Origin of the sequence: Scopulibacillus darangshiensis (assembly GCF_004341035.1) — a bacterium.
Classification (GTDB): domain Bacteria; phylum Bacillota; class Bacilli; order Bacillales; family Sporolactobacillaceae; genus Scopulibacillus; species Scopulibacillus darangshiensis.
The window spans coordinates 151,566-164,815 of sequence record NZ_SLXK01000005.1 but is presented as its reverse complement, the minus strand read 5'-3'; the positions used below and the strand labels follow the sequence as shown (position 1 = coordinate 164,815).

The window sequence follows — 13,250 nt, the reverse complement described above, 5'->3', positions numbered from 1 at the left end:
AGCTAGAAAAACACCTTCAAATTCCGAAATAAATGAAGGCGTTTGCCAATTTTCATCCAAATTGCTTCTTCGGTTAGTCCTATGAATAATCCGGGTAAACTGTAAGCACCAAAAGTATTTAATAAATCCATGGAGAAAGCCTCCTAGTTGTCGGGTCCCTTGCCTGAGATCCATTTTGTTCTTTTCTTTAATGTAAGCGGAAAAATTTCCGTTGTGAGTAAAAGGGGTTTAAGAACTATTCCCTTATTATTTATTCTATATCTTATTTAGGAAAAAAGGTATCCATAACCACACGAGTGATATTAAAGCATGGGATAAAGCCATAAAGCAGTTGCAAGTCAACTTAAATTCACCTTTTCAAATCTCCCTCATAAAATACTGATAAAGATGATGGAATACCATGACTCGATTTATGAAAATGGCTATTTTATTAACAGATCTATGGGGGTGTGGGAAAATGAAAGCGTTAGAATGGATCAGTTGGTTAGGAATTATTGCTGCTGTCGTAGGATTCTTTGTCTACCCGGTTACACTTGGACTAAGCGGAGCGATTCTTGGTATTATTGGTTTGTTTGGAATTAAAAAAGCACCTGCTTGGAGTGCCATTGTGCTTGGTGTCATTGCTTTATTATTAGTTTATTTCTTATAAGGGCAGGGGTCAGACCTCAAGGGGTCTGACCCCTTTTTATGACCCCTTTTTTATTTAAATTTTTTTAGTCGGTATTGCAAACTCTGTCTGCTGAGGCCAAGTTTTTTGGCGGCTTTGGAAATATTGTGATTGCTTTCCTCAAGAATTTGCTGAATATAATGCCTCTCAACTTCCCGGATCTTTTCTTTTAAGGTTTTTGTTTGGAATTCGGTTTGTGCAATTTGAATGCCAATATCTGCAGGGCTGTCCGTTTTTCGTGCCTGGTTGCGAAAGCGAAAGGGCAGCTTCGATACCGTGATTGTTTCCTCGTCAACAACTAAATTCATGGTGCCTTCTATAATATGTTCGAGTTCCCTCACATTCCCCGGCCAATCATGGTCATAAAGCAAGTGTTTAACTTCCTCATTTAGACTTTTAACATTCATATGAAACAAGGAATTATACTTTTCTATAAAACTTCCGGCTAATAACATAAGATCGTCCTTACGATCACGAAGGGGCGGGATGAATAGACTCACAACACTTAGCCGATAGTATAAATCCCTTCGCAGACGGTTTTGGGAAACGGCATCGATCGGATCTTCATTGATCGTGGCAATAATCCGGACGTCAACCATTTTATCCTTCGTGTCACCGACCCTTCTGATCGTTTTTTCTTGTATTGCCCTCAAAAGTTTGGCTTGCAATGGAGGGTTTAATGAGTTGATCTCATCTAACAGCAGTGTCCCGCCGTCGGCTTGTTCAAATAAGCCGGGCCGATCCAAAGCCCCGGTAAAAGCTCCCTTTTTTGTGCCAAATAACAAACTTTCCATGAGATTATCAGGAATGGCAGCACAGTTTTGCGAGATGAAAGGAGCAGGGGAGCGGCTGCTGCCATTATGAATGCTTTGTGCTATTAACTCTTTTCCTGTGCCGGTTTCTCCCACAATAAGAACCGATGAGGCTGTGCGGGTGGCTTTTTTTGCCTCTTCAATCATTTCTCGAAAAGCAACGTTCTTGCCAATCATAAGGTCGAATGTAAACTTCGTATTTTGTTTTTGGAGGACGTTTTCCTTGATCACCTGTTCCAATTGTGTCACATCTTTTGCGATTTCAATGGCCCCCGCGATGTTCCCATTCCTTATAATAGGGAAAGAATCGTTAATGGTTGTAATTTCTTTACCTTTATAGTTGAAATATGTTTGTTTGACGCGCTTGGCCGTTTTCCCCCTAAGTGCTTCAACAAGTGTGCTGCGCTGATTCTTGCCGAACGTAAAAACATCCAATAAATCCTTATCAAGGACATCCTCACTTTTCATCGACTCGATTTCCATCATCTTTTTATTGTATATAATGGTTTTTCCTTTTTCATTTATGACATGAATGCCCACATCTATTTCATTCAAAAGCTGTTCATAAAGTTCATTTATATTCAATTCATTGATTGTCATTTAAAAGACCTCCCCATATACATTTTAATAAAAAAAACGCTGCGCTGCAAAACTTTTTTGCGCCAAATTTCCATGAATATGCCAATATATTTTGCACCTCAAACAAGCTTACTTTTACAAAAGAAAGCGAATACATCGCATTTTAAAGTTGGCACAAAACTTGCATATATGTAGTGAGTAACAAATAGTAAATTTTTTTAGGAGGAATAAAAATGACTACAACATTAACATCAAAGAATATTATTGAACAAACAGACCACTATGGTGCAAATAATTATCATCCCCTGCCAATTGTCCTTTCAGAAGCTGAGGGTGTTTGGGTCAAAGATCCTGAAGGCAATAAATATATGGATATGCTTAGCGCTTATTCGGCAGTCAACCAAGGTCATAGGCATCCAAAAATTATTGAGGCATTGAAGAAACAGGCCGATCGCATTACTTTAACCTCCCGTGCATTTCATAACGACCAGCTCGGCCCTTTTTATCAAAAAGTCTCCGAATTGACCGGCAAAGAAATGATCTTGCCGATGAATACCGGGGCGGAGGCTGTTGAAACGGCTGTTAAAGCAGCGCGCCGCTGGGCATATGATGTTAAGGGTGTCGCTGAAAATCAATGTGACATCATTGCGTGCGTTGGCAACTTCCACGGCAGAACGATGACGGCGGTCTCGCTTTCGTCCGATGCAGAAAACAAGCAGGGGTTTGGCCCAATGCTGCCGGGCATTAAGCTCATCCCTTACGGTGACATTGAAGCACTAAAAGCTGCGATCACGCCAAATACAGCAGCCTTTTTACTTGAACCTATCCAAGGTGAGGCGGGGATTATCCTCCCACCTGAAGGCTTCTTAAAAGAGGCATATGACGTGTGTAAAAAAGAAAACGTCCTCTTTATTGCAGATGAAATTCAGGCGGGTCTTGGACGTTCGGGTAAAACCTTTGCATGTGATTGGGAAAATGTCGTTCCTGATATGTATATTTTGGGAAAAGCACTTGGCGGCGGCGTCTTTCCTATTTCCTGCGTAGCGGCAAATAAAGATATTTTAAGTGTCTTTAACCCTGGATCACACGGTTCGACATTCGGGGGGAATCCATTAGCATCAGCGGTTTCAGTTGCAGCATTAGAAGTTATTGAAGAGGAGAATCTCGCGGAGCGGTCACGTGAACTTGGGGAGTACTTCCAGGAAAGGTTAAAAGGTATTGACAATCCCATTATTAAAGAGGTGCGCGGGAAAGGTTTGTTCGTAGGCGTTGAATTGTATCAGCCGGCACGCCCATACTGTGAAAGGCTAAAACAAGAAGGGCTTCTTTGTAAAGAAACACATGAAAATGTGATTCGATTCGCACCGCCGCTTGTTATTGAAAAAGAGGATCTTGATTGGGCGCTGACAAAAATTTACGATGTCTTTTCAAAATAATAGTTAGACTATATTATTCATAGTTAAAAAACAGAGGTGGAATTGAATCATGGGAGCGACTATGGTAATAGATCGTGGGCAGCAAAAGGAAGAGCAGGAGTCACTGAACCTTTTTAAATCAACACAAACTGTTATTAAAAACGCGCTGGATAATCTCGGTTATACCGATGAGACATTTGAATTATTAAAAGAGCCGGTAAGATTGCTTACCGTCCGCATTCCGGTAAAAATGGATGATGGATCAGTTAAAATATTTACCGGTTATCGTTCCCAGCATAATGATGCCGTTGGACCGACAAAAGGCGGGGTCAGATTTCATCCGCAGGTAAACGTCGAGGAAGTGAAAGCTTTATCAATGTGGATGAGTTTAAAATGCGGCATCGTTAATTTGCCTTACGGAGGAGGAAAGGGCGGCATCATTTGTGACCCTAGGGAAATGTCCTTTCGGGAATTGGAGCAATTAAGCCGCGGCTATGTTAGGGCGATCAGCCAAATTGTCGGTCCGACCAAGGATATCCCTGCACCCGATGTTTTTACCAACTCGCAAATAATGGCGTGGATGATGGATGAATACAGCCGTATCCGTGAATTTGACTCACCAGGATTTATTACCGGCAAGCCGGTTGTACTTGGCGGATCTCACGGCAGGGATTCCGCTACAGCTACCGGTGTGACAATATGTATTCGCGAAGCGGCAAAAAAACGGCATTTAGAGATCAATGGTGCAGAAGTTATTATTCAGGGATTTGGGAATGCAGGCAGCTATCTGGCCAAATTTATGCATGATGCCGGGGCAAAAGTGGTTGGGATTTCTGATGCCTATGGCGCTTTGTATGACCCGGAAGGCCTCGATATTGATGACTTGCTTGATCGCCGTGACAGCTTCGGAACAGTTACCAATCTGTTCAAAAATACAATAACGAATAAAGAACTTCTTGAATTGCCTTGTGATATTCTCGTTCCGGCTGCCATTTCAAATCAAATTACCGAAGAAAATGCGGCAAATATTAAGGCTGATATCGTTGTCGAAGCGGCTAACGGTCCAACGACATTGGAAGCAACAAAGATATTAACCGAACGGGGTGTCCTGCTTGTTCCAGATGTTTTGGCCAGTGCCGGCGGTGTCACCGTGTCATACTTTGAATGGGTGCAAAACAACCAAGGGTATTATTGGACCGAGGAAGAAGTCGCGAACCGTTTGTACAAAGCGATGGTTGAATCTTTTAATAAAGTTTATGACATGTCACAGACGCATCATGCAGATATGCGCTTAGCAGCTTATATGGTTGGTATAAAGAAAGTTGCGGAAGCCTCACGATTCAGAGGATGGATATAAGGTATACAGCTGATCTTTTTGGAAAGAGAGGAAAACGAGATGAATCAAACCGTTTACAGTCCTTTTCATGGAAGAGTAGAGGACATTTTCATAAGTGATGCAGCCCTTGTTTATGAGTGGGAGAGGCTCTTTTCAATTCGCACAAATGAAGGCGTTGTAAAGGAAGTTTCTATTGGCATCAGCGGAACTGTTGTATCAGTGGAAATCAAACCGGGTCAAGAAGTCACAATGGATACGGCCCTTGCGATAATAAAAGATGACATGCTAATTACGGGAAGCGATTAATGAAAAATAAGGAGCAGATCGATATGTTAAAGGATATTTCAATCATCGGAGCACCATCGGACTTAGGGCAAGGAAGACGCGGGGTGGATATGGGACCGAGCGCCATTCGCTACGCAGGCATCGTGGAGAGACTAAGAGCTCTAGATTATGATGTCGAAGACCTTGGTGATATTAAGGTTGATCTAGCTGGTAAGGATCAAGGTGGAGACGGCCACTTAAAAAATTTAAAAGAAGTAACGGCAACAAATACCAGACTGGAAAGCTCCGTTGCGGACATTATCTCGAACAAGCGGTTTCCGCTTGTTCTTGGCGGGGACCACAGCATTGCCATTGGCACGCTGGCAGGCGTATCCCGGCATTATCAAAATCTCGGGGTGATTTGGTACGATGCCCATGGCGACTTGAATACAGCTGAAACATCGCCGAGCGGAAATATCCACGGTATGCCCCTTGCAGTCAGCCTTGGTCTTGGACATCCAGATCTAACAAATATCGGGGGTCAGACAGCTAAAATTAAACCTGAGAATGTCGTTATTATTGGAGCGCGTGCGCTCGATGATGGTGAAAAAGAGTTAATTCGTGAAAAAGGGGTCCGCGTTTACACGATGCATGACATTGACCGCAATGGTATGACTTCAACCATTCAGGACGCAATGGCCTATCTTTCTGAAAAGACAGATGGCGTTCATTTAAGCCTTGACTTAGACGGACTTGATCCTCAAGATGCGCCAGGTGTCGGAACACCAGTAAATGGCGGCATCAGCTACCGTGAAACCCATTTAGCGATGGAAATGCTCGCAGAATCAGATATCATTACATCAGCTGAATTTGTTGAGGTTAATCCAATATTAGATGATAAAAACAAAACAGCTTCTGTTGCTGTTGCTTTAGTCGGCTCCCTATTTGGAGAAAAGTTGCTGTAAGATAATGCCTTAATAGGACATCAATCTGGTAAAAGATAATAATAGAGTCGTTCCCGATTATAAAAAGCCAAATAGATTTTAAGGTGGTATGCAACTTGGAAAATCACCAATTGCAATTAAAAGATGAGAATAATGAGCATGGCCAATCTGCCAATCATTTAAAAAGAAAATTAAAATCACGTCATTTAACAATGATTTCCCTTGGAGGCACGATCGGCACAGGGCTTTTTCTCGGCAGCGGTTTGGCTATTCATACGGCTGGTCCAGGCGGTGCATTGCTCGCCTACGGGGTAATCGGCATTATGGTGTATTTTGTTATGACGAGTCTTGGTGAACTTGCGTCATTTATGCCCGTAAGCGGATCGTTCAGCACTTATGCAACCCGTTTTATTGATCCTGCGCTGGGCTTTGCTTTGGGTTGGAACTACTGGTACAGCTGGGCAATGACTCTTGCTGCAGAACTTTCCGCTTCAACACTTGTGATGAAATTTTGGTTTCCAGACAGCCCATCTTTGTTATGGAGCGGACTGTTCCTCGTATTAATTTTCTTGTTAAATTATTTATCCGTGAAAGGCTATGGAGAAGGGGAGTATTGGTTTTCTTTCATTAAAGTCGCGACGGTCGTTATATTTATCATCGTGGGCGTGTTAATGATTTTTGGCATTATGGGTGGAGAAGTGATTGGATTTAAAAACTTTACGGTCCAAGATGCACCATTTCATGGCAGTATTCTCACTTTCCTAGGTATTTTCCTGGCAGCCGGTTTTTCTTTTCAGGGAACAGAGATTGTTGGCGTCACAGCAGGGGAAAGTGAAAATCCGAGCAAGAATGTGCCCAAAGCTGTCCGAAGTATTTTTTGGCGTATTTTGTTATTTTATATCCTGGCTATCTTAGTCATTGGGTTGATCGTTCCTTATACCAACGATAATCTGCTAAGTGACAATGTGATGGTCAGTCCGTTCACCATTGTTTTCCAGAAAGCGGGATTGGCTTTTGCGGCTTCAATTATGAACGCGATTATTTTGACAGCTGTATTATCTGCCGGTAACTCGAGTCTCTATGCATCTGCCCGTATGCTATACGCGATGGCTCAAGAAGGACAAGCCCCTCGATCCTTTGGCAAATTGAATAAACGCGGCATTCCCGTTGCCGCACTGGTTACGACAACACTCGTCGGTATGCTTGCTTTTCTAGCTTCAATTTTCGGTGATGGGAAAATTTATGTGTGGCTGATGAATTCGGTTGGTGTAACGGGCTTTATCTTTTGGATTGGCATTGCAGTCTCCCATTATCGCTTCAGGAAAGCATACACTGCCCAGGGTTATTCATTGGACAAGCTGCCATACCATGCCAAATGGTACCCATTTGGACCGATCTTTGCCTTTATCGTCTGTCTTGTCGTCATCTTCGCCCAAGACTATCAAGCATTTCTTGGCGAGAATATTGATTGGGGTGGAATCGTTGCTGCCTATCTTGGTATTCCGTTGTTTTTTATTTTATGGTTGGGTTATAAAATGAAACGGAAAACTAAGGTTATTCCTTTGCAAGAGTGTAAGATTGATATAAATGATTTTGAAGGTAAATAGAATGAAGGACGCGGGTGCCCCCGGCTAGTTGATGACCGGGGGCCTCACGTCCTTTTTTGGTTAATCAGAAAGTATAACTTTCTGACGCACATAAGGGCAACTACGCCTCTGTCTTCGCCAAAGGCTTGCCAATCGGCAAGTTTTCTTTATTGTACCATAAAACTTTATGCTTCAACCGGTTCGATATTCCCCATTTGGGCGCAGTGTTTCAGGTGATAAGGGGTAATAAGACCCAGGACTGGCCCTTATCTTATCTTAGTAAGCAACTGCCGTACAGCGGCCCTCTTTAACATTTCTGCCTTTGCCGTATGGGATGCACATCGGTGTTCCGAATAATGGACAATTAACAATATTAACATCCATTCCAAAAACATCTTTAACAAGGTCACAGGACATGATCTCTTCGGGGGCACCCTGGGCAAATACATGTTTATCCTGTATAGCGACAATATGGTCAGCATAACGGCAGGCCAAATTCAAATCGTGCAAAACCATCACAATCGTGCGGTTCTCATTTTGATTTAAATCATAAAGCAGATCCAGAATCTCGATTTGATGGGAAAGATCAAGATATGTCGTCGGTTCGTCTAAGAGGATCGTATCTGTATCTTGGGCAAGGACCATGGCGATCCAGACACGCTGTTTTTGGCCGCCTGAAAGATCTTCGACGGGGCGGTCAGCAAGTTCTGCTGTTCCAGTCACAGATAAGGCTTTAGACACAGCCTCTTCATCCTCGCGAGACCATTGCTTCATCCAGTTTTGATAAGGGTAGCGGCCTTGCTTAACAAGCTGAAGAACGTTCATGCCCTCTGGTGCCGATGGACCCTGCGGCAACAGGGCAAGTTCCCTGGCAATCTTTTTTGTCGATATTTTAGCGATACTCTTGCCGTCGAGAATAATCGAACCCTTGGTTGGTTTGGTGATTCTTGCAAAGGTTGACAGCAATGTTGATTTACCGCAGCCATTTTTGCCAATGAAAACGGTGATTTTCCCTTTAGGTATCTTAAGATTCAATTCATCCAGAATATTGGTGTCCCCGTACGATACCGATAAATCTTTGGCCTCAAGAATACTCATCTATTTTTCCCCTCCACTTAAATGTTCCGGCTCTTATAGAGCAAGTAGATAAAATAAGGCGCGCCGATTATTGCTGAAAAAACACCTGCAGGCACCTCAATCGGCGCAAACAATGTCCGTCCGATGAGATCGGAAATCATGACAATCATTGCCCCAAGCAAGGCGGAAACCGGAATGAGCGCTCCGTAAGCTGAACCAACCAGTTTTCTTGCCATATGCGGCGCCATGAGACCGACGAAGCCGATTCCCCCTGCGAATGCAACCGCACCGCCTGTTAAGGCTGTACTGATGATCAGTAAAATTTTCTTATCCTTGCTTGTAGAACTCCCGACACTAACAGTGATGGTGTCACCCAGCTCTAATATATTCAATCTTCTTGAGAGAAGAAGTGCCATGATAAATAAGATGAAAAACCATATCATTAATATGACCACTTCCGGCCAATTCGCCCCATTCACACTGCCGACAAGCCAAATATTTGCTCTTGAGGCAATGTAGATAGAGCCCATGACCATGATTAAGTTGGTTACCGCTTCTGCACCTGCTGCAAGCCCGATCCCGATCAACACAATCTTAAACTGTGACAAGCCGTTTTTTTCCGAAAGCCGGTAAACCAAAATACCGGTCAGCAGAGCACCCAAAAATGAAGCGAGAGGCAGCCAATTGATGCTGACGGTTAAAGCGTTGTCACTGGTCGTGAATATTGCAAGAAATCCGACCGTTGTTAATGACGCGCCGCTTGTCAGACCAATAATGTCAGGTGATGCCAGCGGATTACGGATGATACCTTGTAAAATTGCTCCCGCCACCGCAAGTGCTGCTCCGGCAAATGCCGCAAGCAGAATCCTGGGCAATCGGAAGGTCCGGACAACGAGGTTATGCAAATCCGAGCCTGTTCCGAAAAAGGATTTAAAAACCTCCGCAGGAGCAATTTTAATGTCTCCCAATCCAACGCTGACAACAAGCACAACAAGAAATAAAACCATTAGGATAACAGTGATCCAAATTGCGCGCGAACTTGCGAGGACTGAAAAGTTTCTGAAACGAACGGGGATGTATTTTTTCATTTAAAATCCCCCTTCCGTGCAAGGTAAATAAAGAATGGTGTTCCAACAATGGCCGTCATGACACCCACTGGCACCTCACTCGGAATTACCACAAATCTGGCGGCAATATCTGCGACCAATAAAAGCGTTGCGCCAAGCATTGCGCTATAAGGAATCAGCCAGCGGAAGTCATTCCCAACAAACCATCTTGCAATATGGGGAATGACAATGCCGATGAAGCCGACAGGACCGGCAATGGCGACCGATCCTCCTGAAAGAAAAACAACGACAAGCCCTGCAACCATTTTAACGATAATTGTATTTTGGCCGAGTCCCTTCGCGACGTTTTCCCCAAGCATGAGTGTATTGATTTTTGGCGAAATAACAAGTGATACCAGCCAGCCAATGACAAGATAGGGAAGAACGGCGAGCAGCAGCGTCAAGTCTCTGCCCTGGATTGAGCCAACCAGCCAGAACAGTACGGTATCAAGCGATTTTTCATTTGTTGACAGCATCCCTTGGGTCAATGAAGAAAATAATGCAGCAATAGCGGCCCCGGCCAAGGTCAATTTGACAGGCGTCAGACCTTCCCGTCCAAGCGAACCGATGCCATAGACAACTGCGGATGCTGCGGCAGCACCAAGAAAAGCAAGCCAGGTAAAGCCGGAAAGTGATGTCATGCCAAAGAATGTTACTGCCATGACAATAAAAAAGCTTGCCCCGGCATTGACTCCAAGAATACTTGGTGATGCCAAAGGGTTGCGGGTCAGCCCTTGCATTAATGCCCCGGCGATCGCTAGGCTTGCACCAACGGATGCGCCGATTAAGGCCCTTGGAACACGTTCTTGTCGAATAATGATATGTTGGTTGGAACCATCAAAATGTGTATAGGCATCAATCACCATAGCGGCATTGACGTGTGTCAATCCCAAAATGACACTTGCAACCATACAAATCAAAACAATAATCATGAAAATCACAAGGCCGCACCCTTTAATAAGGTTGCTTCGAAATACCCCCTGCATACACCTTCAGCCTTTCTATATATAAGGGGATGCCCCTATTTAATGCAGATTATAAGTATATAAGTCTAGTTTATTTTAAATGATAATGATTGTCAATGACATTGAAAATCATTATCATTTATTGTTGACAACCTGTGAATATAGGGGGTATAGTGGTTGAGAATGATTATCAAGTGGGGTTTCCAGAGGGGGAAATGACAATGAAGAAAAAACTGATTTTGTTTTCAGTTATTATAGCAGTTATTTTAGCTTTAGCTGGGTGTGGCAAAGGAACGGATCAATCCAAATCCGAGAGTGATAAAAATACATCGGATACATATGACATTAAGCATGCGATGGGCAAAACGAAAATCGGCAATGATCCCAAAAGAATTGTATCCCTGACAAATGAATCGACTGAAGCGCTTCTTGCAATGGGCATTAAACCCGTTGGAGCGGTTAAATCCTGGGAAGGTGATCCGTGGTACAAACATATTAAGGATAAAATGAAAGGTGTTAAGGTTGTAGGGGAAGAATCACAGGTTAATCTTGAGGCTATTGCCAAGCTTCATCCGGATCTGATCATTGGCAACAAAATGCGTCAGGAAAAAATATACCCCCAACTTAGTAAAATTGCTCCGACTGTCTTCTCTGAAACACTTCGGGGAGACTGGAAGGAAAACTTTAAGCTTTACGCTAAAGCAGTTGGTAAAGAAGACAAGGGAAAAGAAGTTCTTCAAGATTACGATAATCATGTGCAAACGCTGCATGATAAGCTTGGGGATAAACTGAATAATAAAATATCCCTTGTTCGGTTTATGCCGTCGGATATCCGCATCTATCATAAGGATACGTTTGCCGGCATTATTTTAAGCCAGGTTGGTTTTAAGCGCCCTGCTAATCAGGATAAAGATGATTTTGCAGCTCAGCATCTTACGAAAGAAATGATTCCAAAAATGGGTGGTGACTACATCTTCTATTTCACCTATGAAACGGGTGATGGCAACGCATCTAAGGCTGAAAAAGAATGGACGAATGATCCCCTTTGGAAGAACCTAAGCGCTGTGAAACAGGGCCATGCCTACCAGGTCAGTGATGCCGTCTGGAATACATCAGGCGGAGTCATCTCAGCCAACATGGTGCTAGATGACCTAGAAAAAATATTTTTGAAAGACAGTAAATAAACAATTAAGACCCGAGGCCAACCTTGAGAGGTTGGCCTTTAATAATTTCGTGCAGAAGGTCGGGGTAATTTGTGAACATGCCTGTTACTCCCCAGTCCAATAGCATCTCCATGTCCTCTCTGGTGTTCACTGTATAAGGATGAATGAGAAGACCGTTATTTCGAACTTTTTGGACGTAGTCGCGGTCAATATATTTATAATTTGGTCCGACGCCGACAGCATACTGTTTGATGGCAGCGATTTCTCCCTGAGAAATGTCTGCATCTGAATGGTAAGATAAGAGTTGCACAAGCGGGATACTTTTATCCATATTGTGGATCTTAAGCAGGCTATCCTTACTGAATGACTGGATGATGACTTTCCCGGAATGAGCGTTCGGTCCAATCAGCTTATGGTTCTTAAGAATGCCAAGCAGCTTTTCTTCCATACCGGGATAGACATCGGGGGATTTTGTTTCGATATAATAGTTCGCACTGCGGCCAAAGGTGTCGATGATGTCCTCAAGGGTAGGGATCTTTAAACCAACATAAGCAGGGTTTGCCTTTTCCGGGTAATTCTCATTGAACCATGATCCCGCATCTAATTGCTTAATCTCGTCAAGCGTATAATCCTTGACAAGACCCGTTCCATTCGTTGTGCGGTCGAGCGTTTCATCATGCATGGCGATCAATTTGCCGTCACCCGTCATTTGTAAATCAATTTCCACGTAATCACCTTTTAATCTTTCGCCCATTTTATAAGATGCAAGGGTATGTTCAGGTGCATATCCCGAAGCCCCGCGATGGGCAATGTCCAAAATGTGATGTGGATTGAGCAGAGACCGACTCGTTTTCGCCAGTGTCTGTTTGTCTAGCATGACCACGGAAAGCATTAAGGCAGCAATAACAAGACCGGACTTTTTCAACATTTTTAACATCGGTGTCCCTCCAATACATAGTAGGTCTTAGAGATTAATAGATTTAAGACTTTACCGAAATCGTAGCATAGACACTTTTTACTGTGAATGACATTTACACAATATTGACGGAACATTTACAAGTTTTATTAAAATGAGTACGGATATAAAAAAGACCCTTTGCCGTAAGCAAAGGGCTCCAAAAAAGGGGGTATGGATGGGTATTAACCTTAAAAACTTAAGGTAAGTATGTTTTTATTATAGACTATTTCTGATAATTAAAAACATTTTAAAGGGAAAACGGTTAATACGACCTAATCATCCGATGTTTTCAGTGCGGAATTGAGGCAGTTTTCCAATCGCTAGACCTAGTTCTATTATCCCGCCCGAAATTGATAACAGTGTCGTTAGGAGGATAAA

The 13,250-nt window shown here is 43.2% G+C and carries 13 protein-coding genes; 7 read left to right on the top strand and 6 right to left on the bottom strand.

The genetic code is table 11. The annotated features are described in order from the left end of the window. Positions 1-2: 2 nt before the first annotated feature. Positions 3-131 carry a hypothetical protein gene (locus tag EV207_RS23685; protein WP_279389173.1) on the bottom strand — a complete coding sequence of 43 codons (129 nt, stop codon included), beginning with the start codon at positions 129-131 and terminating at the stop codon, positions 3-5. Positions 132-457: 326 nt separating this feature from the next. On the opposite strand from EV207_RS23685, the gene EV207_RS06025 reads away from it, so the two are divergent. After that, positions 458-649 carry a C4-dicarboxylate ABC transporter gene (locus tag EV207_RS06025; RefSeq protein WP_132744648.1) on the top strand — a complete coding sequence of 64 codons (192 nt, stop codon included), beginning with the start codon at positions 458-460 and terminating at the stop codon, positions 647-649. A gap of 50 nt (positions 650-699) precedes the next feature. Here EV207_RS06025 and EV207_RS06020 read toward each other — a convergent pair whose 3' ends face one another. After that, a complete protein-coding gene (locus EV207_RS06020; RefSeq protein WP_132744647.1) occupies positions 700-2,079 on the bottom strand; it encodes a sigma-54 interaction domain-containing protein in 1,380 nt (459 codons plus the stop codon). A 212-nt stretch (positions 2,080-2,291) separates the two neighbouring features. Here EV207_RS06020 and EV207_RS06015 point away from each other — a divergent pair, with 212 nt between their 5' ends. The 5 genes from EV207_RS06015 to EV207_RS05995 all read left to right on the top strand — a co-directional run bounded on the left by EV207_RS06015 (position 2,292) and on the right by EV207_RS05995 (position 7,624). Continuing rightward, positions 2,292-3,494, top strand: a complete 1,203-nt coding sequence (locus EV207_RS06015; protein ID WP_132744645.1) for an ornithine--oxo-acid transaminase — start codon at positions 2,292-2,294, stop codon at positions 3,492-3,494. A 61-nt stretch (positions 3,495-3,555) separates the two neighbouring features. Beyond that, entirely contained in the window at positions 3,556-4,830 is a 1,275-nt protein-coding gene (locus EV207_RS06010; protein WP_132744696.1) for a Glu/Leu/Phe/Val family dehydrogenase, read from the top strand. 39 nt (positions 4,831-4,869) lie between these two features. Continuing rightward, complete coding sequence (locus tag EV207_RS06005; RefSeq protein ID WP_132744643.1) at positions 4,870-5,115, top strand: biotin/lipoyl attachment domain-containing protein; 246 nt, start codon at positions 4,870-4,872, stop codon at positions 5,113-5,115. Positions 5,116-5,138: 23 nt separating this feature from the next. Continuing rightward, the gene (gene rocF / locus EV207_RS06000) at positions 5,139-6,038 is read left to right on the top strand and encodes an arginase (RefSeq protein ID WP_132744694.1); all 900 of its coding nucleotides are present in this window, start codon (positions 5,139-5,141) and stop codon (positions 6,036-6,038) included. A gap of 191 nt (positions 6,039-6,229) precedes the next feature. Next, complete coding sequence (locus tag EV207_RS05995; protein WP_132744692.1) at positions 6,230-7,624, top strand: amino acid permease; 1,395 nt, start codon at positions 6,230-6,232, stop codon at positions 7,622-7,624. Positions 7,625-7,879: 255 nt separating this feature from the next. Here EV207_RS05995 and EV207_RS05990 read toward each other — a convergent pair whose 3' ends face one another. From EV207_RS05990 to EV207_RS05980, 3 genes are read right to left on the bottom strand one after another with little or no spacing between them, the layout of a single operon-like run. Continuing rightward, positions 7,880-8,701, bottom strand: coding sequence for an ABC transporter ATP-binding protein (locus tag EV207_RS05990; protein ID WP_132744641.1), 822 nt, complete (start codon positions 8,699-8,701; stop codon positions 7,880-7,882). A gap of 17 nt (positions 8,702-8,718) precedes the next feature. Then, complete coding sequence (locus EV207_RS05985) at positions 8,719-9,768, bottom strand: FecCD family ABC transporter permease (RefSeq protein WP_132744639.1); 1,050 nt, start codon at positions 9,766-9,768, stop codon at positions 8,719-8,721. Further along, positions 9,765-10,772, bottom strand: coding sequence for a FecCD family ABC transporter permease (locus tag EV207_RS05980; RefSeq protein ID WP_132744637.1), 1,008 nt, complete (start codon positions 10,770-10,772; stop codon positions 9,765-9,767). The genes EV207_RS05985 and EV207_RS05980 overlap by 4 nt, the downstream gene beginning before the upstream one ends. A 194-nt stretch (positions 10,773-10,966) precedes the next feature. Between EV207_RS05980 and EV207_RS05975 the strand changes: the two genes are divergently transcribed. After that, positions 10,967-11,935, top strand: a complete 969-nt coding sequence (locus EV207_RS05975) for an ABC transporter substrate-binding protein (RefSeq protein WP_424511352.1) — start codon at positions 10,967-10,969, stop codon at positions 11,933-11,935. A 4-nt stretch (positions 11,936-11,939) separates the two neighbouring features. On the opposite strand, the gene EV207_RS05970 is transcribed toward EV207_RS05975, so the two are convergent. Continuing rightward, positions 11,940-12,842: a glycerophosphodiester phosphodiesterase gene (locus EV207_RS05970; RefSeq protein WP_165886845.1), complete on the bottom strand. Its 903-nt coding sequence runs from the start codon at positions 12,840-12,842 to the stop codon at positions 11,940-11,942. Between the last annotated feature and the right edge of the window lie 408 nt (positions 12,843-13,250).